General features: G+C 53.6%; 18 protein-coding genes. 8 read left to right on the top strand and 10 right to left on the bottom strand.

Features of this window, described 5'->3' with window-relative positions; translation table 11 throughout:
• Positions 1-427: 427 nt before the first annotated feature.
• From SD425_RS21640 to SD425_RS21630, 3 genes are all read right to left on the bottom strand, one after another.
• Complete coding sequence (locus tag SD425_RS21640; protein ID WP_324672157.1) at positions 428-844, bottom strand: hypothetical protein; 417 nt, start codon at positions 842-844, stop codon at positions 428-430.
• A gap of 666 nt (positions 845-1,510) precedes the next feature.
• Positions 1,511-3,964, bottom strand: a complete 2,454-nt coding sequence (locus SD425_RS21635; protein WP_324672155.1) for a glycoside hydrolase family 2 TIM barrel-domain containing protein — start codon at positions 3,962-3,964, stop codon at positions 1,511-1,513.
• Positions 3,965-4,250: 286 nt separating this feature from the next.
• Complete coding sequence (locus SD425_RS21630) at positions 4,251-5,033, bottom strand: SGNH/GDSL hydrolase family protein (protein ID WP_324672154.1); 783 nt, start codon at positions 5,031-5,033, stop codon at positions 4,251-4,253.
• 645 nt (positions 5,034-5,678) lie between these two features.
• Between SD425_RS21630 and SD425_RS21625 the strand changes: the two genes are divergently transcribed.
• The 6 genes from SD425_RS21625 (at position 5,679) to SD425_RS21600 (ending at position 12,071) form a co-directional block, all read left to right on the top strand.
• On the top strand, positions 5,679-6,164 hold the full coding sequence (locus SD425_RS21625) for a hypothetical protein (RefSeq protein ID WP_324672153.1): 486 nt from the start codon (positions 5,679-5,681) through the stop codon (positions 6,162-6,164).
• Positions 6,165-6,171: 7 nt separating this feature from the next.
• Positions 6,172-7,200 carry a patatin-like phospholipase family protein gene (locus SD425_RS21620; protein WP_324672152.1) on the top strand — a complete coding sequence of 343 codons (1,029 nt, stop codon included), beginning with the start codon at positions 6,172-6,174 and terminating at the stop codon, positions 7,198-7,200.
• A 1,310-nt stretch (positions 7,201-8,510) separates the two neighbouring features.
• Positions 8,511-9,053 carry a DUF6624 domain-containing protein gene (locus SD425_RS21615; protein WP_324672151.1) on the top strand — a complete coding sequence of 181 codons (543 nt, stop codon included), beginning with the start codon at positions 8,511-8,513 and terminating at the stop codon, positions 9,051-9,053.
• A gap of 185 nt (positions 9,054-9,238) precedes the next feature.
• Positions 9,239-9,697 carry a DinB family protein gene (locus SD425_RS21610; RefSeq protein ID WP_324672150.1) on the top strand — a complete coding sequence of 153 codons (459 nt, stop codon included), beginning with the start codon at positions 9,239-9,241 and terminating at the stop codon, positions 9,695-9,697.
• A gap of 300 nt (positions 9,698-9,997) precedes the next feature.
• The gene (locus SD425_RS21605) at positions 9,998-10,438 is read left to right on the top strand and encodes an SH3 domain-containing protein (protein ID WP_324672149.1); all 441 of its coding nucleotides are present in this window, start codon (positions 9,998-10,000) and stop codon (positions 10,436-10,438) included.
• A 1,222-nt stretch (positions 10,439-11,660) separates the two neighbouring features.
• On the top strand, positions 11,661-12,071 hold the full coding sequence (locus tag SD425_RS21600; RefSeq protein ID WP_324672148.1) for a response regulator: 411 nt from the start codon (positions 11,661-11,663) through the stop codon (positions 12,069-12,071).
• Between the two features lie 454 nt (positions 12,072-12,525).
• Here the strand turns inward: SD425_RS21600 and SD425_RS21595 are convergent, their stop codons facing one another.
• Positions 12,526-13,386: a glycosyltransferase family 32 protein gene (locus tag SD425_RS21595; RefSeq protein ID WP_324672147.1), complete on the bottom strand. Its 861-nt coding sequence runs from the start codon at positions 13,384-13,386 to the stop codon at positions 12,526-12,528.
• A gap of 1,459 nt (positions 13,387-14,845) precedes the next feature.
• On the opposite strand from SD425_RS21595, the gene SD425_RS21590 reads away from it, so the two are divergent.
• Positions 14,846-15,073 (top strand): hypothetical protein, encoded by a 228-nt coding sequence (locus tag SD425_RS21590; RefSeq protein ID WP_324672146.1) that lies wholly within the window; start codon positions 14,846-14,848, stop codon positions 15,071-15,073.
• Between the two features lie 112 nt (positions 15,074-15,185).
• On the opposite strand, the gene SD425_RS21585 is transcribed toward SD425_RS21590, so the two are convergent.
• From SD425_RS21585 to SD425_RS21575, 3 genes are all read right to left on the bottom strand, one after another.
• The gene (locus SD425_RS21585; protein ID WP_324672145.1) at positions 15,186-16,295 is read right to left on the bottom strand and encodes an ATP-binding protein; all 1,110 of its coding nucleotides are present in this window, start codon (positions 16,293-16,295) and stop codon (positions 15,186-15,188) included.
• 161 nt (positions 16,296-16,456) lie between these two features.
• Positions 16,457-17,173, bottom strand: a complete 717-nt coding sequence (locus tag SD425_RS21580) for a copper homeostasis protein CutC (protein ID WP_324672144.1) — start codon at positions 17,171-17,173, stop codon at positions 16,457-16,459.
• The gene (locus SD425_RS21575) at positions 17,170-18,189 is read right to left on the bottom strand and encodes a N(4)-(beta-N-acetylglucosaminyl)-L-asparaginase (protein WP_324672143.1); all 1,020 of its coding nucleotides are present in this window, start codon (positions 18,187-18,189) and stop codon (positions 17,170-17,172) included. The genes SD425_RS21580 and SD425_RS21575 overlap by 4 nt, the downstream gene beginning before the upstream one ends.
• A 291-nt stretch (positions 18,190-18,480) precedes the next feature.
• Here SD425_RS21575 and SD425_RS21570 point away from each other — a divergent pair, with 291 nt between their 5' ends.
• Positions 18,481-19,215: a DUF2306 domain-containing protein gene (locus SD425_RS21570; RefSeq protein WP_324672142.1), complete on the top strand. Its 735-nt coding sequence runs from the start codon at positions 18,481-18,483 to the stop codon at positions 19,213-19,215.
• A gap of 67 nt (positions 19,216-19,282) precedes the next feature.
• On the opposite strand, the gene SD425_RS21565 is transcribed toward SD425_RS21570, so the two are convergent.
• The 3 genes from SD425_RS21565 to SD425_RS21555 form a co-directional block, all read right to left on the bottom strand.
• Complete coding sequence (locus SD425_RS21565) at positions 19,283-19,645, bottom strand: hypothetical protein (RefSeq protein ID WP_324672141.1); 363 nt, start codon at positions 19,643-19,645, stop codon at positions 19,283-19,285.
• Between the two features lie 46 nt (positions 19,646-19,691).
• Positions 19,692-20,987, bottom strand: coding sequence for a PAS domain-containing protein (locus tag SD425_RS21560; protein WP_324672140.1), 1,296 nt, complete (start codon positions 20,985-20,987; stop codon positions 19,692-19,694).
• A gap of 183 nt (positions 20,988-21,170) precedes the next feature.
• Positions 21,171-23,132 (bottom strand): hypothetical protein, encoded by a 1,962-nt coding sequence (locus SD425_RS21555; protein WP_324672139.1) that lies wholly within the window; start codon positions 23,130-23,132, stop codon positions 21,171-21,173.
• Positions 23,133-23,187 lie beyond the last annotated feature (55 nt).

Genomic DNA, 23,187 nt, shown 5'->3' with positions numbered 1-23,187 from the left:
TAATTTATTGCTACAGTGGAATTGGTAAAGTACTGCAAGGATGATCATAAGCCCTTGCTAACTGCCGTTTCAGCACGTCTACATCATGCGGCCGGATATTATTAAGCCTCGCGACGGGCAGCAAAACGTCAAGCTGTTCTACCCGCTTCCCACCCTGCTCTAATCGCTGCTATGGGCGCTGCCCGGCCAGACTATCACTATGCAACAGATTGGACAGGCCATGATTCACAGCATTCGCCGCGGCACTCCCAAGCAGATATTAGGAATGGACGACATGAAGGTGCTGGCGGCACTATAGGCCCCTTAACTGCCAACAGGTCGGCTATTGAGAGGCATCTTTTAGCATCTCATATAGCTGTCAGACCATCCTAGAACACCTGCTCTGAGCTCCGAGCACCTAAAGCGGCTAGTCGGGTAGCACCACCTATTAGGGCTGCGCTAGGAGCCAGGCGACGGCTCGGGCTTCCTGTTCGAAGAGCTGATAGCACAAGGGGAACCGATCCATGGCCTGCTGGCGAATGGTGTGCGTGCTCAGGCGTGTGGCTACGTGGCAGGGGCGGAGCACGGCCGCATAGCGGTAGTGGTGCTGCGTAGCCCGAGGCAGCCAGTCCAGCAGGTACCAGGCCGTATCTGTCGCCGAAAGCGCCGCCATGTGGCGCTGGTCCACGAATACCTTGTGCCAGTGTTGCTGGTGCAAGTGCCACAAGAGTTGCTCTAGGGCTATGCGAAAGGCACGACTGGAGCCACCAGCCGGTAACCAGCGTAGTTGCAGAAAGCCTTGTGGATGAAGCCAGAGGTGAGCGGCCTGGTTAACAAAACAGCAGACCGGCTCAGTAGCAAGCATGGCCATGAGAGATACTACTACGGGGTGGGATGCGGATGAGGGCGAGCACGCGTACTGCTCTGGTGTTACGATGAACCAGACTGTTAGTTACAACGCCGTAACACGGGTAAGCGCCGCCATCCCTCCAAGACGAAGCTGCTAGCGGTTGCCGGAAGACCACGATTCGGTTTAGCCACTAGCTAGGTAAAAGAGCTGGTGCCAACTGGAAAGGCAGGCTTGCCGCGCGCTGAGTAGGAGAAGCGTGAACTGCGCAGTGACGGCTACTTGAGCACCGGAACCGGCAGCGCTAGCCAAGTAAGAAGCGAATCTGAAAAAGGCCTCCAGGAGGGCAAGGCCTTCAAAACGCGAGCAAGCACTTTCAAGTGCTTGCTCGCGCAGGTTGGTCTATACTCGGTAGACTCTTGTCTTCTGCGCCAAAGGCCAAAGTAAGACGATTGTAATTAGTAATAACCTTAACGGCTAACGTCAACTCTACTAGCGCGTCGTCGGAAAAGTGCGGGGTAACCGCTTGAAAAGCTCCTCAGACACCGGTTGACCTGTCAACTGCGTCAACGACTCAGCCCACAGCAAGGCGGCCTATTCCTGTTCGCTGTGAAAGGCGCTTCGCACCACGCGCTAACTACGTACATAGGCTAGCAAACTAACGCTTAGACCACCGCCTACTTTTTAAGGCATAGCGTCAATGGTTACTACTCCGCCGGTTAAGCCCTGGGCACTGGCCTTAATTGTGATTTTACCAGTTGATACTTTCGTTTTAATCAAAGCAATACAGGTGCCTTTATACGTTTTGCGTTCCGTTGCCTGATAAGGATCGTGATCATTGCGGTCGGCGTTATCCACCGCCGCTATCCCACCGCCGCCGCTAACACTGAACTGGATAAGCTTATTGCTATTCGGGCATACGACGCCATTGGCATCAACAATGGTAGCAGTCACAAATGAGACATCATCCCAGTTATTGCCAATCTTAGATTTATCGGCAGTCAGGATGATTTTTGCTGGTTCGCCGGCCGTTTTTAGCTCGTCGGTGGCAACTTCTTTGCCTTTGTTGCGGGCAACGGCTTTCAAGGTGCCTTTTTCAAAAGGCACCTTCCAGAACAGCGCTGAATCGAGTGGCGACTTGTGTTTAACCCCCAAAGACTTTCCGTTCAGGAACAGCTCTGTTTCATCAGCATTGCTAAAAACCTGTACCCTGGCCTGCGTATAGGTGGCCAGGTCGGCCGGTGTCCAGTCCGATAGGTACTCGATGCCGCCACGGGACGCTGCCGCGGTAGGTCCGTCCAGCACAGCAGGAGTACCAGCAGGGGTTGCAGCAGGGGCACCCCCTGCCGGTACACGCGCCGGTCGCGGAGGAGTTGGTGAACTGCGCTGGATAAAAACTACCGGTTTAGCCGACCACCAGGCTGCTCGTTGCAAACCATTGGTATGCCAGCCGCCGGTACGGTCTAGCAGCCCAAAGGTGGCGCCGCGGCTTGGCCAAACGTCCTCGCCTAGGTAATCAACACCCGTCCATAAAAACTGGCCCGACATAAAGGCATTATCCCGCAGCGCCAGCCATTGATTAAGCACATGGGTATTCTCCGTGCCGATAACTATTCTGTCGGGATGTTCATTGTGATAGGCCACTAATTCATTCTCCCGGTAGTTTTGGCCAACAATATCCATTTGTTCGGCAAATCCTGTTTTATATACCTGTGATGTACCGTTGGGTTGCAGCAAGGCCATGGTAACAGGACGGCTTGGGTCCAACGAGTGGATCAGGTCCTGCTGCATTTTATATTTTCTAAAGCCCGTAGAATCTTTCAGGTTATCGTGTATCTCGTTGCCCACGCTATAAATCACGATACTTGGGTGATTGCGGTCACGCAGCACCTGGTTGCGGGTATCTTTATCCCACCATTGCTTGAAATACAAGTGGTAACCACCGCTGCTGCCCTCTTTGCCACGGCTTACTTTGTTTGCTTCCCAGGTATCAAATGTCTCATCCATTACCAGCATGCCCATTCGGTCGCACAGGTCTAAAAACTCGGGAGCAACTTCGTTATGCGCAGTACGGATGGCATTAGCACCAATAGCTTTCAGTTGCTTAAACCGGCGTTCCCATACGGCAAGTGGAATAGCCGAACCAACCGCGCCGCCATCTTCGTGTAAGCAAACCCCATACATTTTGAGGTTCTTCCCATTCAACCAAAAGCCAGTAGCTGCCAAAAATTTAGCTTCGCGAATGCCTACAGGCGTGGTTATCGCATCGGTAGTAACAGCGCCGCTTACCAATTTGGTAATGGCTTTGTACAGCTGCGGGTGTTCTGTATCCCACAAGGCAGGGTTAGCCACCTCAATAGTTTGGGTATAGTCAACTGTTTTGCCGGCCGCAATGGTTTGTTTGCTTTCGCTTGTTTTTACGGTCTTGCCCTTTGGGTCAATTAGGGTGGTTTGCAAGGTATAGCTACCCGCCGCGGCCGATTCATTCGTCACTTTAGCCTGCACATTTACGAATGCCTTTTGCGCAGTAACCTGCATAGGCCGGATAAATACCCCCCACTGGTCGAAATGGGTAGTTCCTGTCGATACTAAATGCACATGGCGGTAAATACCAGCGCCGGTATACCAGCGTGATGATGGCTGAGCACTGTTATCAACCCGAACGGCGATGATATTGGGTTTGCCGCCGAAATTTAGATGAGATGTGATATCGTACGTGAAGCTGACATAACCATAAGGGCGTTTGCCTACCGAAACACCATTCACAAAAACTTCGCTATTGGCCATTACGCCGTCAAACTCAACACTTACTTTGCGTTTAGCATCAGCAGCAGCAACGGTAAACGTTTTGCGGTACCAGCCTATACCCGCGGGCATATAACCCCCCCCGCTGCCGGTTGGATTGGTTTGGGCTATTGGCCCTTCAATGCTCCAGTCGTGCGGCACATTCAGCGTCCGCCATTTGGAATCATCAAAAGATGGCTGTTCGGCTCCAGGAGCGTCTTCTTTAAGGAAGCGCCAGCTTTTATCAAAATTGCGGATAGTGCGGCCTTGTTGAGTTTGGCCTTTTACTGATTGAACAGCGCATAAACTACCTAATAAAAATAGGATAAGGCGCGAGTAAGCCTGGTTAATCATTAGTGGACTTATTAGGATTTTAGTGCATCTTAAAATTAAATAAGTCCCAATAGTCAACTGTCCTGTTCTATCATGGTGGATACGACCCTGAATTTTTAGAATCGTTAAGCCGAAGCTTGGGTAAGTAGCTTGGGCGACTTATCGAATAGCTGATCGCTTGAAAAATGTGAAGAGTAGCAAAAGCGTGGAAAATAGAGACGCTAGCTTTCAGCTACGAAAGGACCATTTCGAGTAAGCGATGAGCACGCGGCAGGTGAAGCCGTTGCTGGTAAAGGTGAGCTAGGATCTAGCTCTTGAACGTATCTAACCAGGCGCGTGCCATCAGCTGATTGCCTGCGACACTGGGGTGTACTCCGTCGCCAGTCCAGTAGGCACCAGGTGCCCTCTTCTGCGCCTGGTCGAAGATGTGCTGGTAAGGAATTAGCGTGGCATTGTACTGTGCGGCTAGGCTGCGTGCAGCGGCCTGATAATCTTGAAAGGCCGGGTACCATTTCTCATCCACGGCTTTCACGCTGGTTACTGCGAAGGGTTCCCCAATAATAAGCTTTACACTTGGCAGGCGCTGGCGAGTGCGGTCGAGTAGGGCCTTATAGTCGTCAGTGTACGTTTTTACCGTGCCCTGGTAATTACTGGTTAATGTGTGCCAGAAGTCGTTGACGCCAATCAGGATGCTGAGTACGGTAGGCTTCAGGTCCAAGCAGTCATGATCCCAACGCTCGGCTAACTGGTACACTTTGTTGCCGCTGATGCCGCGGTTGTAGATTAAGGGTTTCTTCTCGGCGTGGCGCAATAGCAGCTCCGCGGCAGCCAAGTACGCGTACCCGCTACCGAGCGTGCCTGACGTATTGGGTACATCAGCATCTTTTGGGTCCTTTTTGCGGCCCGCATCCGTAATGGAATCACCCTGAAAGAGGATGATCTCGTTGGGGGCGAGCGAGATCTTCGCCGCTGTGGTAGTAGGCTCCGCAGCAAAGAGGAGTGCCGGGCTACCGACGGCTGCGAAACTGGCGATGGAAGCTTTTTTTAGAAAGTCTCGCCGCGTGGCGTCTGGATGGTTAGTGCTAGGCATAGATCAAGGATGTTTGGAAAGATAAGAGGGGTAGCAAGACAAACCAATACGGTTAAGTAGCTACAGTAAGCAAGATGGTGTTGAATCAGCGGGAAGGAGGTGCGCAATCACCAACTTAGCGAATGATTGCCCAGGAACTTAACGAAGCTAGCTATCGAACCGAGAAGACTTTCTTTCCCATGTCCATCCGACGCCTGCTAAAGCAGGGCGAAGAGTCGACCATTCACCTACGCGCCGTCCCTGGTCACAAATGAGTTCAAACCAGTCGTTCTAATTGGTTGACCGCAGAACGGCCTGCACACGTAGAACAGCATCAACTCTTACGCAGCTCGTTATATGACACTTGGTTATTGGACGGTCGAGGCACTGCTAGCGGCAGGTCCAGCCCACGTGACTTTGGGTATCATTACGGTCGATAACGCTCCGTTGAAGTCCGTTGAATTACAGGTGCCTAGCTGCATGTTGGAACAAGGCCCCGCCAGATAGCGCACTACTTTATCCAGCACCACGCGTTGCGGCGGCTCTCTAACTTGCCAGCCTATGTTACCTTTTCAAAGTAGACTAGATCATGTTGTGAACGATACGCAATTACTCCCCCGAAGAAGCCTCCGCATGCGCTATATTCTGCTCTTTGGCTTGTTGAGCATGCTTCTGTCTCCGGCATCTGTCATGGGACAAGATCGGTCGAAAGAGGCCGCATTACTAGTGGAAATTGGGCAAGGCTTCTATCGGCCGCGCGGCGGACCAGAACTTTACCTAGCAACGGCGCAAGCAGTGCCGCAGTGGAGCCTCGTCCCCGGACGGCTGCGGGTCGGCTTGCCAGTAGGTCTTTTTCACCCCGGCTATCAACTCGGCGGTCTGGCCGGTAGCCGGCTAACGCTCAACGTGCTGCAAGGCGCGCCAGTGCTGCTCGCCAGCTCCTTCCAATTGCACATACTAGCCGAGTATTTGCCGCTAGTCTATTCTCCCACAATGCATTGGCGGCAACTCGTAGGAGCAGGTGTGGGCTTGGAGACTAGTAATTTACTCGGAATTACCTTGAAACTTCATCGGGACGTACGCACGCCTGCCATCTACGGGCAACTGATGTTGACGTACAACCTGTTTCATCAAGCCCCACCGCCCCTATAACCGTGTCATGGCAAAAACAGCTTTAGTGATTAGTGGCGGCGGCTCAAAAGGCGCGTTTGCCGTTGGGGTGCTGCAGTACATTCAGCAGCACGTACAGCCCCTGACGTCCTTTACGCTGTACGGTGGGACTAGCACGGGTTCACTCATCGCCCCCTTAGCAGCCTGTGGGGAACTCGCTCTATTAGAGCGACTCTACACCACGCTCCGGCAGCAAGATTTGGTTAAGTTAGGAGGTATTGCAAATCTGGTCACGGGCATTTCCGTGCACGATGCCACGCCGCTGAAGCAGCAGCTAGATACGGTAATTACCCCTGCCCACTATGAACGCCTGCGCGCCATTCCCATCTTTCTGGCGACCGTGTGCTTGCAAACTCAGCGGCTAGTATACTGGAGTACGCAGACTGTCGCTAGCACAGCACACTACGACGTAGAGCAAATCCGAAGCGTGACGGACTTACGCCGGGCGATGTTGGCGTCCTGCTGCCAGCCCGTGCTGCTGCAGCCCGTGGAAGTCCGGCCGGGTGCCGTTCCTATCCGGCAATACGTGGATGGCGGCGTGCGGGAAGCTACCCCCTTGCAAGCGGTAGTGGACCAAGGGGCCGAAACGATTATCGCTATTACGCTCAACCCCTACCAGACCCCGGCGGACAATACGCCCAAAACCAAAGCCATCCAAGTGCTAGAGCGCACCATTGACTTGTTCAGCGAAGATGTTGGCGCGAATGACTACCGCGTGGCCGAGCTCTATGCACAAGGGAACCAGTACTTGCAGGCTATTCGCCGCGCCCTGCTGGCGCGGGGCGTGGCTGCTGGCATCATCGAGCAGGCGCTCGCCCAACCCAGTAATCCCTTCGCCGGCACGGCCGTGACTACAATTCACGAGATTCGTCCTCAAACCAAATTAGAGGAGGGTGGACCCGGCGGCTTGACCTTTCAGCCAGCTGCTATGCAAGGCATGCTGCGCAAAGGGTACGCGCAAGCCGAAGCCTATTTTACAGCGCACCCTAATGCCCTAGGTGGGAAGACACCTGCATAATGGGCGTCTGGGGGCTGTCAAATAAGGCAGAAGATTACCATGTCGTCCGGCAGTGTATTCCTATGTATGGATTAGTCTGCTTTGCCCGGAGGTATGAATGAGAGAAGCAAGCTCGATCCTGAGTCTTTCTTATTTAACCGGGAAGACTCTTAAATCTCAGCGGTGCGTGAAATTTCCCGCGCCTTTCCCGCCGTATATACTATATCGTGCTTTTCGAGCTAGGTGACCCCTCGGTGGACTACGAGCCGCATTCTTTTCTTGCTTCGATTAACTCCGAGCTGCGTTCGGCTACTTCCGCCTATTCTGCTAGCCCATCTTTGTAACCTTTAAAATACTAGGGCAGGGGAGCGGCTTTTACGTATGCTACTTGAAACAATTCACTAGCTCCTGCAAGAGTGACGAAGGAAATAGCGGTAGGCGTAAATCTGTAGGTAGCGAGTGTTTGGCAAACGAGCCAGCCGTGTTAATGATGCTGGTAAGTGATAGAAAACTAGAAGAAAGAGTATAACATCCAGCCGGGAACCGGGTCGGCCATCGAGTAGGAAGCGCGCCCAACTTAAGGCGCCTAAGGTCTTCCAGAGAGTCAGCAAAGCGTCGTAGTCGCCGGAGCGTGCTACGTGCGGGCCGACACATAGCCCGGAGCCGTCAGTAGGATCAGGGCAGCCAGTAGGCCACTTTCCCAGCCACCCAACCAGCGTAAGCGCGAGCAGCCAAGGCCAGAGTGGGGGCTTGAGGTTCCACAAATCGGTGTGCAGATCGCCTTCCTACATAACGAGCCAGTTACCGCTGCGCAGAATATTAAGGCCATTGATACCCATGCGGGCTTCATTGTATTGCTGAACGGGGTGACTGGCTAGCTACCAAAAAAGGGTAGTACAGTGGCTAATGACACAACTAAAAGCGGCAGCCAGCGCTGGAGCGGCATCCTAGCGGAAGAAGAAGGTATAGGAGAATAGTGGGGCCGTACTATCAAAGAAAGCTATTGTAGCTATAGAAGTGGTATACACGGGGAGCATTATTCTGTTTGCACTAAGAACAGTGAGCTGAAAAGAAATTAGGGGGCTAGGGGCAGGACGACACAGGGGAAAGAAGTCGGCTAAATGTGCTAGCGGCTTCACTAGGTCTCGCGGGTAGGCGCTTAGTGCGTGTCGTGTTAGGCATGTTTCCTACGGTCCTGCAACTATCTGTCTGTTATCTGCCTCCGCAAGAAAGACGCCTATCATCCAGCCGAAAATACCTGCCAAAAGTGAGCAGAAGCCGGCCGGATAGCTTGAAATCTTCCTTTGTCTAGGACGATGTATCTTACTGCTATGAAGCACTTCCTTTGCGTGGCTATTCTCAGCACGCTCACCCTATCCGCGACTGCGCAAACGAAGCTTAATCTCCGACTTAAGCACGAGTTGGACAGTCTCTACGAGGTAGACCAGCGGTACCGGGCGATGCTGTTTGACCCGCGCATTAATCGCAACCCGGATTCACTGGCCACTGCGCTTGGGGTGTCGAAATCCGGGTTGAACGGGTTGATCAACGAGCGGATGCGGCGGGCAGACGCCGCTAATATGGAACGCGTGCAGGCCCTAATCACGCAGTATGGCTACCCGGGCCGATCGCTGGTGGGCGTGCCCACGAACGAGGCCGTGTGGCATGTCATTCAGCATAACCCGAAGCAAATCCCTCAATACTTGCCTTTACTGAAAGGAGCTGCCGACAAGGGGGAGTTGCCTTTTTATCGCTACGCCATGATGCTGGACCGCCGCCTGATGAATGAAGGTAAGGAGCAGTTGTATGGCACGCAGGTGCTAGGCTACAATGGGCAGCCGCCTTTTGTATGGCCTATCCAGAACCCAGCGTAGGTAAATCAACGCCGCCAACAGGCCGGATTTACTACCACCGTGGAGGAGAATGCCGCGGCCCTGGACGTTACGTACCGGGTAATAACCTTAGAAGACGTCGCCAAAATGCCGAAACAGTAACGCCCACACACATAGATTGAAAATCGATTTTCAATCGAACAGCTACGAACACAACGTACGACACGATGAACAGCCAACGCCTTTTTGACCATGCCTGGGACACCTTCAAAGCATTCGATGACCTGACCGTTGCGCGCAGTGGCCTGGACCAAGACGAGTTCCCGACTAGTATCTGGCAGATCCTACAGCACCTGATTACCTGGCAAGCCTTTCAGTTACGTCTGGTGCAGGGCCTCGTGCCGGCAGAGTCATTCCAGGAAGACGCGACGTGGGTCCGGGAAAGAGTACCGCCCAGTGAGGCAGTCCTGCGAACAGCCGTGCAGGCGTTTCACGGACAGTTGGCCGCTTTTCAAGCGGCCTTAACCCAGACCGCAGCCATCGATGAGCAAGAGCTAGCCAAGCAGCAGATCCTGCAGGAAGTAGCCTTGCATCTAGCCTTCCACCTAGGAGAAGTGGTACTGATAAGGAGGCTGAAAGGCAGCTATCCGTTACCTCAGCAGATGAAAGCGTTTTTACAAGCTTGAACGGTTCAGTCTCTCTGGCTATTCGCCTTCAGGCTGTTGTCAAACAAGATTTTGGATCAGATATACTTCACTTCATTTTCACCAAGCTCAAGCACAGTAGGTATGGGTTTAAGTCGCTTTTGAGGCCTCTGCTCATAGTGCTAAACAGAGTAGGTCTGGTATAGGAAAAGGAGTTAACAACACGAGTCTAGCACATGCTGATCGTCCAGCTCGCTTTCTAATTCGACAGCTTTCTAGTCAGAAGTCTGTCCTATTGGCACAACAGTTGGGCTATATAGTAACGAAATAGTATTCCTGCTGATGAAACCTTCCTTTCTCTTCTGGCTGCTGTGCCTACTGCCCTTTATTGCCCCGGCTCAGCGAGCCGATCAGACGGCCTTGGTACTAGCCTCGCAGTCCTCGCTGCCTTACCGCTACGTCAATGCTTCTTCCTTGATCTTACGAGCCCAACCTAGTGCTACTAGCTCTGCCTTGGCCAAGCTCGCCGGCGCCAGTCGCGTGCAGATCCGAGATGTATGCACCGATGGTTGGAGTGAGATTCAGGCCCATAACTACACAGGTTACGTCAAGTCAAGCTACCTAGTCGACGGCCAACAGGAAGTCACGGCCGAGACCATCGATTGGGACATGGTGCAGTCTTTTGGTGGCACCGATTACACTGGGGTAACCGCTGTGCCGGTGCCTACATCGGTCAGCACTCCTGCGGCTTCGCATGTGTCAGCCCGAAAGCCGCGCCAGTAATGCAGCGTCGTTTGTCTAGCTTCGGCCGCGGTGACTTTGCCCTTGGCCATGGACAGCTAGCTATAACCTCTCGCGGAAATAGTCAGCAAACGTCTGCTTGGGTGCCATCGTAAGCAACCCAAGAGCGCGCTGCTCATCACAGTAGGCAAAGACACGTTCTTGCATGAGGTCTAGCATATCATTTCGAGAATACCGTTTTGAGGTACGCCGCGCTTTCGGGCGTGCTGCTCAGCCTTTAACCGGAGTTTTGGGATGCTCAAACCGCAGTACACTTGGTGCGTTTGCCGCCAGCATTTACTAAGAGTCTAATAGTCTCACTAGGTAAGAAAGCTAGGTAGAGGCGATAGGCTCTCTTATTCTATAGAGGAGCAATACTAGCGTTTTCGGTAGGACTTGGGTGTGAAGTACCAAAAGCTAAAATAGCATGCGAGCTACTTAAGACTCTGTGTCCTGTATTTTTGCGCTATAGGTAAGAATAATCTATTCTATTCTTTATATTATCGCAAAAACACACCTATTCGTCTTCTGCATGCCTGTTTCTCTACTCTCATTTCTTGTACCAGCCATAGGCTTAGTGGCTGTTTGTTGGATTATCGCCTGGGAAGAAGCTCCATTACGCATAGAAAAGCATGGCTTAGCGCACGAGCAGAAGTTTTCTTCGCCTGTCATGGTGGAGCATGTATCTGAGCCTCCGGTGGTCTGCTAACAACGGAAAAGTACTTCAGTATTCCTGGTTTTTCTGTGCCGTCCCTCGGTTAGGGCCGCGGCTGTAACCGTGCGCGTAGCCCTTAATGATTGTGGCTTTCGTTGAGCGCCATAAGCTCCATTAAGTCTTGCCTAGCGCAAACAGGCAGACTGATGGCAGGTTCTACTATACCCAACGCACTTGCGTCAGCACGGCAGTTCAGGTACGCACAAACCTTAGTGGGAGCCTATTTGCGCATATACCCCGCCGAAACAGAGCGGATAGGTAGACCCATTTCTTAATGGTACTACTGCGCGTCTTGGAGAAGCAAGGCTTCATAGGTCCGTTCGCTTTCAACCGGTCCTGGTGAATGCAGGATCTAGGATGGGAACTGCTGCTTTCGGTGTAATCTAAAGCGGAGGTAGCAGGGAGTACCTCTATACGCGCATGTAATTTCTTGGCGGCTGGCATGGCCTTTGTCATCCTACTGCAGTCGTATGATCCATAATGACTGCAGAAAAGTCTATTCTTTCCCGCATGAAAAAACTACCCAGTGTGCTGCTCGTCGACGATGACGTAGCCGGTAACTTCCTCAACAGACGCCTACTAGAGCGTATGCGCGTGGCTGAACACTTGCACACGGCGGAATCGGGTTACGAAGCACTGACGTGGCTAGGCCAGGAGAATATGACGTCTCCTTCCTTACTGTTGCTGGATGTGCGTATGCCTGGGATGAGCGGAATGCAATTTTTAGAGGCCTATCAGCCGCAGCGACAAGAACAGGCGCAGCCCACCGTGGTAATCATGTTGACCACGGCTATGGACAGTCGGGACTTATTGCGATTGGATGAGCTACAAATTGATGGGCTGGTTAGTAAGCCCTTGACGGAAGAGAAGATTAATCACGTACTGCAGCTGCACTTTCGGCAACAACTTGCACTTTCGTAGTTGGGCGAGCGGTTCACCACACAGTCAAGAAACAGGAAAGCCCTACCAAAAGGTTAGGGCTTTTACCACGTATACCGGCACCTGAATCAGTGACGATAATGGGTAGTCAGAAAGAATGGCGTTTTCTTCGACGGTCTCGACCATTGTGTTTTCTGATGCGGATGACAGTATATAGGCTTTTCCGAAGTAGAGGTAACGTTTTAAAGCGAACTATTTCGTGAAAAGGCCCCGACGATGCCGGGGCTTTTTTGAAGTCACTTCAGAAAGCGCGCGGCTCGGTAAGACAGCCTAGCTTCTTGACCCTAGCCCGGCTTTGTTGTCGCCTACCCCGGGCGACATTACCTCAATCGACTATAGAGCGTAAGTTCTACAGCGCCACAGAAAAACCCTCTCCACTAACTGTGCAGCGAGATTTCTTACTCTTTAAGGAAGTAGGAGAAAGGGAAACTAGAGGTTATTGCCCAAACAGCAGATGTTTGCTTCTCTTCGCTACACTATACAGGCTAGCCCATACCTTATCGGTCCGATCTAAGTACACGATGGATTCTGTTAGTCGGCCATAGTTCTTTTTATACACGGTCCGGTGCGACCCGTTTTTATAAACGGAGTACTGCAAACCTAGGTCTGCTTCGTTGGAAACGATGCGGTGAGGTGCCGTTGCCAACAGTGGATGAATAGCCAGCGTGTAAGCCAGCGGTCCGGTGAGCCGTAGCACACCAATTCCGCCGGTGCCCTGCCGCCAAGGACGGTATTGGTCGATGTTGTGCAGTACTGTTTCGAGCACCGCTTTCAGGAAAGGATGGCCGGGTGCTGCTACAACATGCCACTGCTGGTATTCACCCCCATCGATATGAGCTACTTCATCCGATTTGCCAAACCCATCGTGCGATTCTCCCGGCTTGTTGCGCCAGTGCGCCAAAACATACTGATCGTCAGGCTGCAGGAACTTATCGAGTGGAGCCGTGCAAGTGCTCTTGATGTCTAGGTATACTCCGCCGTAGCGATACACCAGCAAGTAGCGAAACAAATCGGCCCGGGCCGCTCCGTAGTGCGGGTTGATTCGTTCGTAGTAGCGCAAAACTTCTGGCCCATACTGGTCGAGGATGAAAGCTGTGATATCGTCATCATCGTAGAGGCGGTGCGCCCATCCCGGATTCAGTCGCTTGAGATTGTCCACGTTTTCCTGCAATTCAGCCGGCAACTTTTTGGACATAAACGTCTGGTGAATGATGCGGGGAATCCCTGGTTCGGTAGCCGAAGGCCGCGATTGTAGAAGGCTACTGATGGGTATGGTAGGAGCAGACGTCTGATTCATAATGAGTCCCGTTCGAAGTGAGAAAGATTCGGTAATCGCGAGCAAGTAGTACGACTGCTTATTCGTGAGGGAGGGAAAGAGCGGCGGAAATGAAGGCAGACAAGCGCAAAAGGTACTTTGCTTGTCGACGCTGCGCCTTGAAAATAACCAGCGGTTATGAAGACGGCACTTGCTGAAGCGCCTGGCTCAGCTGTGAGCCAAGGGGCAGCGCTTTGGTAAAGCAAGCACTAAAATATGTTGTAAGTATACTACTTGTTGTTAACTGTGGATGAAGTATCTCCGATCATGGTCTGGAAAGTCCTGGTCAGCTGGTTGTAATTTTCAGCTCTTTTGCCCAGTAACACACTATAAAGCCAACGTGGGCAGAGGTGCTAGTCGCGCCACAAAGCACAACTCTATTTTTAGGCAACCTAGCTCAGCTTTTTATAGACTTTTGAGGAAGAGAAGCACTTTAGCGAACAAAGAAGTCTGGTCATTTCAACTGCCTAGCCAATATCAAGATAAGCGTTGGTACTTGTAATGATAACCGAAGTGGACACCATTGTTACTTAATATACAAAGACTATTTGTATGTCAAATGTTGTAAAACACTAGCTAACAAACGTTAGTTATGGCTCTTCTCAGTAGTCCAGACGCTGAAGATTTACCTCGCCTTTCGGAATATCCTTCTCGAGCGACGGTTTTTATGAAGGGAACTACTTTTGGCTACATCAGACAGTGTTGAGCTGAAGGCGACACACAAGCTAGTTTGCTACGCCTTAATAGATACCCCTAGCCAGTGAATTATTCAGCGAGCCACCCGCTTCAATCGTCTAGGAATCTGATAGTATGGTAAGCAATAGCTTCGTTTATCACTTATCAAGGCCATTGCTGCTCTAGATAGCTAGTCACAATCGGCTTTGTTTTATGCACGCTTTTTTTGTGCAAAGTGGGTAGGGCGGCTATTTAGATAATATATAATAAGTAATATGTTATAATATCCTTCAAAGCTGCTAGTCACATTTCTGAGGTTTATCGCCTTTCACTCAGCTACGCAGAATAGTACTTTTAGATAGTGGAACCGCCTACGTTGCCCATCAGCCATGAACCAGATTGTACCTGCCAAGTTGAATTATTCGTTCGAGAGTCCCTGTGGCTATTATACCATTGATGGCGAGTTCATCTCTGGGGAGGTAGGACAATACGCTTTGTTGACTGGAGCAGCTGTCCTGGTAGGTGGTCTGCTAGTAGGTGATTTGGGTTCTGCATTCGCTGCATTGCCTACTATGTTACGCTTGCCTAGCTTTTAGCTGTAGCCAAACAGCAGAAAAGCCTCAGCCAAGAAGCTGAGGCTTTTACTTACCATACCAAGCACCTGAGATCGTGCTTCTGGGCTAGGTAAGACAAATACGATGCCATATATATTACATATTTAATGTTATTAAAAACTCTGATTGTGGTTCCTCTAGCTCGTGAATCGATGAATTACGATCCTAAGTATGGTCCTAATGCTCAAACTTCGGAGCAGCGGGCTTACGTGTTGCAGCAGATGCAGGCGGCTAACCCAGCGCGCTACAACAAGATATCAGCTTACGTAACTAGGCTATTTGCACGCTACGTAGCAGGTGAGCTAAGTTGGACCCAGGTGCAGGCTATGCGCTTTGCTGCCGAGCCATTGGCTTTGCGAACCGGCAACCCAGAGGCCTAGTCACGGCTAATCGCTTAGACTTAGCAATCGAGCCTAAGGCAGAATGGAGGGGGTGATTACTAAACGGCCTATCTAATTTCAGGCTCAGCTATGACTAGCTATTATGCTTCTTCTATCCAAGTGGTGTATTCACTTGCTCATCGAGTAGCGGTAGCTCAACGGTAAAAACGGTTCCTTCTCCTTCTTGGCTATGGAAGTAGATGCGACCTTGGTGTAGTTCCACAATAGATTTGATGATGGACATGCCGAGGCCGGTGCTACGTTCTCCGCGCAAACCGGGGCGCCGAGCGTGGGTAAATTTCTCAAATAACCCTGCCTGTACGGATTGCGGGATGCCAATACCCGTGTCAGCCACTGTCACAATAGCTAGCCCTTGCTGCTGCTCCACACGCAACGTGATGGTACCCCCATCAGGAGTGAATTTTAGTGAGTTAGAAAGCAGATTACCGATGGCCTGCATGAGCTTGTTCTGATCAATTTCGAGGTAAAGGGGGGCTACCTTGGCCTCAAAGACAAAGTGCTTGTGCAGCGCTGGCGCCGATGCCTGGTACTCCTCCATAATCAAGCGCAGCTTCTCTACGAGGTCGACCCGTTCACGCTTGAGCTCGACGTTGACAGAATCCAGAAATTCATGATCTACAAAGTCATGAATCAGGTTAACACTATCCCTACAAAGCACCCGCATGTGCTCAATCATGCTCGTCAGTTCAGCGTTTTGCAACGGCGCCGCGGCCTCCTGAATATAATCACTCATCTGCTGCAGCATCGCCAGCGGACCAGCTAGGTCGTGGGAAAGAATTTCTAAGGTTGTGTTTTTCTTAGAGTTGTACTTATCCGCATGCCACATGGCGACTTTGGTGACGGTGATGTCCTGGACCAAGCCACCTAGTTGCAAGCCCGGTTCGGCATCAGTGAATAAGTAAGGGGTGATGGAGAGCCACTGGTCAGAGCCATCGAGCGTGAGCAAGTGTAATTCGAAAGCTTCGTGTAGGCGTCCGGCCTGCCAGCGCTGCCAGCAGTCAGCGGCATGCTCGTAGTCATCGGGGTGCACCCGGGCAATTAGGTCCGCAAGTTCTTCATTCACCTGGTCGCTGTGTCCGTTGAGCAAGCGTTCGTAAGCCGAGTTGATGTACGTCACGCGCTGCGAGGCCACATCATACACGAAGAAAACAAAAGGCGTTTGCTGCAGAAAGTGCTCAACGAAAGTGGTAGGGAAGGGCATGGCGAGAAGGCGGTCTGGACGGGTGCTGCGCAAAAGATAATAGATTGGCTAATAGCCTGCTCCGGCCAGCAGAAATAGGAGACCAGCTAATCGATAGCGGCAGGTGAGAACGAACCAGATGCTATCTAGCTGCCGTCGGGAAAAGCTGCCCTATCGGATGGCTAAAAATGCAGCTGCGCCACTAGCTCTGCCACGATAGTAGCGTCCGATACAGGTAGTGTCGTGTCGAACTCAGTGGGCACGGCTGCGGCCGTACTTACGACTTGCCGCTTCGCACTGGTATGAAACTCGGTGGCCCCCGTGTACTCGGCCAGTGGTCGGATGTTGTTAGGGGTAATTCCTGCGCCGGGCATGATACTAATACGGCCGGCGGCCTGCCGGACGAGTAGGGCTAGCTGCTCTTGCCCGGCCACGGCCGAGGGCTGCCCCCCCGAAGTAAGAAGACGGTGGCAACCTAGGGCAATGATGGTTTCCAAGGCAAGCGCCTGGTCGGCGCAGGCATCGAAAGCGCGGTGAAAAGTAACCTGCATGGAGCCCGCCGCCGCCATAAGCATCTGGCAGCACGCCACGTCCACCTGCCCGGCTGCATCGAGGGCGCCGAGTACCACGCCCGCGCAGCCTAGGTTGCGGCACGCCGTAATGTCGGCCAGCATAATGGCTTGCTCATCGGCATCATAGCAGAAGCTGCCGGGCCGCGGCCGAATCAGGACGAATGCCGGGATGGAAAGCGCCTCCTGCACCCGCTGAATCAGACCATGAGAAGGCGTGATGCCTCCCTGTTCCAGGTTTTGGCATAGTTCAATCCGTTGGGCGCCGCCCGTCTGCGCCGCTCGGGCCGACTGCACCGAGTTGGCGCAGATTTCCAGGACGCGCTTCACGAGAGCAAGTATTCGCTTTGGATGAGTTGCTGCTGGTTGGTTTGATCGCACACGGCATAGCTGAAGCCCTTTTGCAGAGCATAGGCGCCATGCTGACCCTGGGTATTTACCGCAATGAAGCACACTTGGATGTCGCGAGCTTTGGCCCCTTTGACCTTAGCGATGCGCTCTACGGCGGCTTTGCAGGCGGCTTTGGGGGAAAGGCCTTGGCGCATGAGTTCCACTACGGTGTGTGAGCCAGCAATGCGGATAACGTCTTCGCCCTGCCCGGTGGCAGCCGCGGCTCCCACGGCATTATCGACGAACAAGCCCGAGCCAATGAGGGGAGAGTCGCCGAGGCGGCCGCGCATCTTGAAACCCATGCCGCTGGTGGTGCAGCTGCCGCTGAGGTTGCCCTGCGCATCCTGGGCAAGCATTGCAATGGTATCGTGATTATTGGCACCGCCCACGGGGCCTACCGCCTTCTTGTTGCCCGTATTCTCGATGTTGACAACAGGCTTGTACTCGCTAGTTTTGAGCCATTCCCGGTACGCTTTTTCGGCGTCGGGGCTGAGCTTCGGAGATTCGAGCGGAAAGCCTTGCGCCACAGCAAACTGCTGCGCGCCTTCTCCCACCAGCATCACGTGGGGCGTCCGTTCCATAATGCGTCGCGCCACGCTGATGGGGTGCTTGATGCGCTCTAGGGCTGCCACGCTGCCACAGTTGAATTGATCGTCCATGATGCAGGCGTCGAGGGTCACGATGCCTTCCCGGTCGGGGTTGCCACCTAGCCCCACACAGCAATTCTGCGAATCCTCCGTCACCATCACGCCGGCTTCTACGGCGTCGAGGGCGCGGCCACCTTTACTCAGCACCTTCCAGGCACCTAGGTTGGCCGCCAAGCCCGTATCCCAGGTGGAAATGACGAGCGGCTTCTTGGCGGGCAGCGGCGGCAAGCTAGCCGCCTCAAGTGGGCTACCGACGGCGAGCAAGGCCAGACTGGTGGAAGAAGCGAGGAACTTTCGGCGAGTAGGCATAGTGCAAGCGAACTAGGGAGTGAACCTCAAAGAAAAGAATTTCTGGCGGCACCACGATAGGAAGGTAGTACTGGAAGAGACGAGGCTTCATCCAGCTAGCTGCACGCCGCGGCAGAAGCTAGCCTATGTATCGTGCCAAAGCGTACCTTACGCCCCGCGTACGGATGGCCCGCCGCTGGTGCCGGTTCGTCTTCCTCATTCGACGCTTCGGCTATGTTTAGTTGCGCAAGGATAGCTAGGTGATGAGCTTTAGCCTATTCACAGTCAACCACACGCTTCCGCTGTCACGCCATGCTGTATGCCATCCTGTTTTCGCTGCCGCCTACCACTACCACCGTACGCGCGTTATTGGGGCTGCACATTGCCGCCGGGAGCCTAGCCTTGCTGGCGGGATTAATACCCATGCTTGGTCGTAAAGGGGGCCCAGTGCACGTGCGAGCCGGGCGCGTGTATGTCTATAGTATGCTCGTGGTAGCGGCTACCGCAGTGCTGCTGTGTCTGCTGCAACCGCTCACCCTAAGTCGCCTTTTTCTGACGGGTATAGCCGTGCTGAGCTTCTACCTGAGCTTCACTGGTTGGCGCGCGGCGCGCCAACGCAGCGCCAAACCAGCTAGCTCCGACTTGGTGCTGAGCACGGTAGCTACGCTGGTTGGCCTCGGGATGGTAGGCATTGGGATTGCGCTGCACGCAGTGCTATTTGCCTTTTTCGGCGGGCTGATTTGTCTTTTTGCCGGGCAGGATACCTGGGTAGCACTACGCGGAACGGCTGCCGCTCCAATGCCCTGGCTCCTGCGGCACCTGACCCGCATGGGTGGCTCTTACATCTCGGCCACCACAGCATTTATCGTCGTAAACCTAGGGCGGTGGCTGCCAGCAGGTGCACCTAGTTGGATTAACCTCTTAGGCTGGATGGCCCCTACCATCCTAGGCAGCATTCTGATTGCGCGGACAGTGCGCTACTACAAAGCCAAGTTGACTTTCAGAAATACAGCACCTGAAAAGCCGGCTATTTCGAGCCTAGAATAGCTCATGAGTAGCCTTAGAGCTGAAATAGATAATGATTAATGCTAGAGGCAGCTGTGGTGAAAGTGACCTAGGCTGCCTCTACCGTTCGCTGGGAGAGGTGTAGCAGCAGTTCGTCAATCTGCTCGGTGCAGCGCTCAACTTGGGCTAAACCCTGGCGAGCTTCTTCAATCTGGCCGCGTTGGTATTGCCGTACTAGCGACTGGCCCGTGCTGAGCGTGTCCTGGAGCAGGCGCTCCACGGTACGTACCTCGGGCGTGGCCCCGTACTTTGGTTTGAGCACCGCTTCTAGCCATTGCCCAAGCGGGTTGTCGCGCACGGTAAATAGCGTAGCATCGGCCTCGCGCACGCCATACAGCACGGAGCGTAGCCGCGACTTGAACAGTACCTGCTTGATCTTCGCTTGTTGAAAATCTAGGGTCGTAAGATCCATCTAGGAGAAAAGCGCTAGCGCCAGAAAACAGAAAGTAAAAGATGGGCTAGGCCACATCGTGGCGGCGCTGCTCTAGGGCTTGGCGGGCATGTACCAAATCCGTGACGTCATAGGCGAAGGCGGTGACGCCCGCTACTTGCCCATTCTCGCGAAACGGTTGATAGGAGAAGTTCAGGTAAACTCGGCGGGGATCTTCGCCAGCAGCACCGGGCAGCTGCAGGAGTGCCTCATTGCCACTAATCGGCTGCCCAGTTTGGTAAACGCTGTCGAGTAATTCCACATACCCTTGCTCTATTGCCTCCGGAATAGCCTGCGCAACCGGAATGCCTTTGGCGTGGCGGCCTTCGAACAAGGCTAGGTAGCGTTGGTTACCGAACTCGAAGCGGTGCTCGGGACCGCGAAAAACGGCGAACATGGCGGGAGCCTCCGCAAATAGCATTCGTAAAGCATCGCGCTGTCCTTCAGCTTCTTGATAGGCCTGGTATGCCTGATCGGAAAGGGCCGCCTGCTGCTCATTCGTTTCGAGTAGCTCTTGCACGAGCTGCTTCTGCTCCTGAATATCCGTGCCGCCCCCGACCCACATCGTTACCTGCCCCTGCTCATTCAGGTGCGGTACTCCGCGCATCAGCACCCAGCGGTACTGGCCATCGGCGCGCCGCAGCCGGTACTCCACTTGGTAGACGCTGGTAGTGGCAATAGCCTCGGCCCAGCGCTGTCTGACGGGAGCCCGATCATCAGGGTGTAGGCTGTCAAACCACTGTTCCCCCACTTGCTCGGCCAAGGGCAGGCCCGTGAAGTCGAGCCAACGAGCATTGAAGTAGTCGCGCTGCCCGTCGGGCGTAGCAGTCCAGACCATGGCCGGCACCGACTCCAGAATGAAGCGGGCTCGCTCGTGGGTTTCGGCGAGCTCCCGCTGCATCTGCTGGTTACGCAGCTCTGCCAAGTGCTTTTCGGTAACGTCCTCTGTTTTCTGCAAGATGTAGCGCAGCTCGCCCGTGGCGCTGAGTACGGGGAAGTGCGTTGCCTGCCAGTACCTAGGTTCGTAGCCGCCAGTGGGCAGTGGCAAATCGTAGCGGATCAACGGCATAGGGGCCGGCGCGTGCGTGTCGCGCACTTGCTGGTGCGACTGGCGCACTATGTCACCTTCCGTGTCCGAATTAGGCGGCCACACGTCGAAAAAATCAAGGCCAATCACGTCCTCCTGTCGACGTTGGGGCAAGGATGAAGCCGCGTGAGCATCGTTAAGAGCCAAAACAGTACCCGTGGGCGAAAGCAACAAGTACTTATCAGGGAGGGAGCGGAATAGATCGAAGTACTCGACGGAGGCGGCCTCGGCGTTCATGCGTAAGCAAACAGATAGGTGGTGTGAACGGTGTTCTACGGCTCAGCTGCGGAAAAGTATAGCGATATCGCCCCGCCCATTTAAATAAGCTAGTCATACCTAGCTACACCCGTTAGCCATCTGTGGGAAGGGAGCTAGCCAACAGGGGACTTGCATTGGGTATTTTCGCTTAATACCAGCTAGCTACTGTACTTGCAGGCGGGCCGTTTGAGCACCCGCGCGCACGATGTACAAGCCGGGCTGTATACCGGTCAGATCCAACTCCTGTTCCTGCGCAGATTGCGTACGTAGTACTCGCCCGGCGCCATCTAGAAGCTGTAGGTTGCCTGCTTGTGTGCCCTGCACCCGCACAGCATGTTGCGCTGGGTTCGGTACGAGTGCCAGCTTCACCTGAGCCAACCCAGCTTCAGCAGTTACTGTCGCGACAGGGGAGTAGGTGGCAGTGCCATTCGCATCTACTTGCCGGAGACGATAATAGCTGGTAGCGGCCGCCAGCGGAGCCGCATCAACGGCACTGTAGTGCGTAGCCTGCTGAGTGTTACCGTGGCCGCTCACCTGTTGCAAAGGCATGAACGAATAACCATCGGCCGCGCGCTCTACCACGAAATAGGAGTTGTCAAGCTCTTGCGCGGTGGTCCATTGCAGGCGTACTTGGCCTGCTTGCCGGGTAGCCGTAAAAGCGGTGAGTACGACTGGTAGCGGCGTGCCGGAGCAGAAGCTGGTAGCCGTGCCAATGTTGCCGCTGTTGCTATCGAAGCCATTCGCGGGCATGCCCGCGTCGCAGAAGTCGAGCTGCCCCGTCATGCCGAATGCGCCGGAGTTGGTGGTGTAGCCGGTGGCACGAATACTACCACGCGAAGGCGCTGCCGGGCCATTAACAACGCCGCTGTTGGTGAAATCACCCGTGATACGCACCTTGTTGGTGTTGGTTAGCAAGCTGCTAGTCGTAACGTTTCCCGCGATGGTGAGCACCCCCTGGTTTTGCAGCGTGCCGCTATTGAAAACGTCGCCGTTGATGTTGGTGGTGCCGCTGCTGGTCGTCGTCAGCGTCGAGGCGCCCGGCAGCGAGACGAATTTATTGATCGTCAGCGTGCCTTGGTTAGCTAGCGCTGTTGGGCCGTTGAAACTAAGATTCTCACTGCTCGGGAAGGTAGCCGTGGCGCCAGCGTTGTTCGTGAACGTGTTGGGACCCGCTGGAAAGTCAATGCCCTTGCTCCAGGTAGAAGCGTTGGTGACCGCCAGCGAGCTAGCTCCAGCGTTGTCCGTGTTTAGGATGGCTGCCCACCGGGTGCCCGAGTGGTTTACCGTCAGGTCGCCGTCATAGTCGACTGTTGTATTAGCCCAGGCACCGGTATTCGTAATGGTGGTGGTGCCTATGTTAGAGAACTGGGCACCTTGCCAGTTGCCAGCGTTGGTAATAGTTAGGGTACTCGTCGCCAAAATATTCGCAAGATTGCCCCAAGTGCCGCTATTGTTGATTATAAGGTTAGGCGTAGGTGTTGTAGAACCCACATTGATCGGTGTAGACCACTGCGCCGTATTAGTAAGCTTAAGGTTGCTAGTAATGCTCTGAATATACCCTCCACTCCAGGTTCCGCTATTATTGATGGTCAGAGGGTTGTCTGTTACGCTACCTATAGATGCGCTCCAGTTGGCTCCTCTGAGGTTGGTGATGGAGCCGCCTGGCAACTTCGCTATCTGGCCATTCCACGCCGCGTAATTTGTAATCGTGAGTGGAGCGGCAATGTCAGTCGTATTGAAAAAGTTGGCTGTCCAACCGACGTTGCTATTGCTAATGCTAATGCTGCCATTATTAATTGTGGTAGGGGCCTTGAAGCGGATGGTCTGTGAATTGATCGTGCGCAGGTTGTTGAAAACAGTGCCTATTACGTTGCTGGCCTGGTCAAGAATACCACTGCCACTGAAGTTGTTGCTAATCGAGCCGTTGTTATTGATGGTGCAATTGGTAGCCGCGCTGCTCAAGATGATCCGCCCGGTGAAGACGACGTTCTGACCTAGGTTGATGGTGCAGTCAGCGTGGTTGATTGTCAGGGTGCGGCTGAAGGAATTTGCCTCAACGCATATTGTTTCGTTTGGCGCGGTGGTCGTGTAATCACTGCCATTGCCGTTGTTGGCAAGAAGCACGGAGCACTGCGCCTGTGCTGTCTGACTACCGAGGATAGCTGCCCATGCTATAAAT

Source organism: Hymenobacter sp. GOD-10R (assembly GCF_035609205.1).
GTDB lineage: Bacteria > Bacteroidota > Bacteroidia > Cytophagales > Hymenobacteraceae > Hymenobacter.
The sequence above is the reverse complement of the archived record's forward strand: the minus strand, read 5'-3'. Positions and strand labels throughout refer to the sequence as shown.

Bases quoted from the DNA above. Each gene is read 5' to 3' on its own strand.
- SD425_RS21640 (WP_324672157.1), bottom strand. From the start codon at position 844: ATGCTTGCTACTGAGCCGGTCTGCTGTTTTGTTAACCAGGCCGCTCAC.
- SD425_RS21635 (WP_324672155.1), bottom strand. From the start codon at position 3,964: ATGATTAACCAGGCTTACTCGCGCCTTATCCTATTTTTATTAGGTAGT.
- SD425_RS21630 (WP_324672154.1), bottom strand. From the start codon at position 5,033: ATGCCTAGCACTAACCATCCAGACGCCACGCGGCGAGACTTTCTAAAA.
- SD425_RS21625 (WP_324672153.1), top strand. From the start codon at position 5,679: ATGCTTCTGTCTCCGGCATCTGTCATGGGACAAGATCGGTCGAAAGAG.
- SD425_RS21620 (WP_324672152.1), top strand. From the start codon at position 6,172: ATGGCAAAAACAGCTTTAGTGATTAGTGGCGGCGGCTCAAAAGGCGCG.
- SD425_RS21615 (WP_324672151.1), top strand. From the start codon at position 8,511: ATGAAGCACTTCCTTTGCGTGGCTATTCTCAGCACGCTCACCCTATCC.
- SD425_RS21610 (WP_324672150.1), top strand. From the start codon at position 9,239: ATGAACAGCCAACGCCTTTTTGACCATGCCTGGGACACCTTCAAAGCA.
- SD425_RS21605 (WP_324672149.1), top strand. From the start codon at position 9,998: ATGAAACCTTCCTTTCTCTTCTGGCTGCTGTGCCTACTGCCCTTTATT.
- SD425_RS21600 (WP_324672148.1), top strand. From the start codon at position 11,661: ATGAAAAAACTACCCAGTGTGCTGCTCGTCGACGATGACGTAGCCGGT.
- SD425_RS21595 (WP_324672147.1), bottom strand. From the start codon at position 13,386: ATGAATCAGACGTCTGCTCCTACCATACCCATCAGTAGCCTTCTACAA.
- SD425_RS21590 (WP_324672146.1), top strand. From the start codon at position 14,846: ATGAATTACGATCCTAAGTATGGTCCTAATGCTCAAACTTCGGAGCAG.
- SD425_RS21585 (WP_324672145.1), bottom strand. From the start codon at position 16,295: ATGCCCTTCCCTACCACTTTCGTTGAGCACTTTCTGCAGCAAACGCCT.
- SD425_RS21575 (WP_324672143.1), bottom strand. From the start codon at position 18,189: ATGCCTACTCGCCGAAAGTTCCTCGCTTCTTCCACCAGTCTGGCCTTG.
- SD425_RS21570 (WP_324672142.1), top strand. From the start codon at position 18,481: ATGCTGTATGCCATCCTGTTTTCGCTGCCGCCTACCACTACCACCGTA.
- SD425_RS21565 (WP_324672141.1), bottom strand. From the start codon at position 19,645: ATGGATCTTACGACCCTAGATTTTCAACAAGCGAAGATCAAGCAGGTA.
- SD425_RS21560 (WP_324672140.1), bottom strand. From the start codon at position 20,987: ATGAACGCCGAGGCCGCCTCCGTCGAGTACTTCGATCTATTCCGCTCC.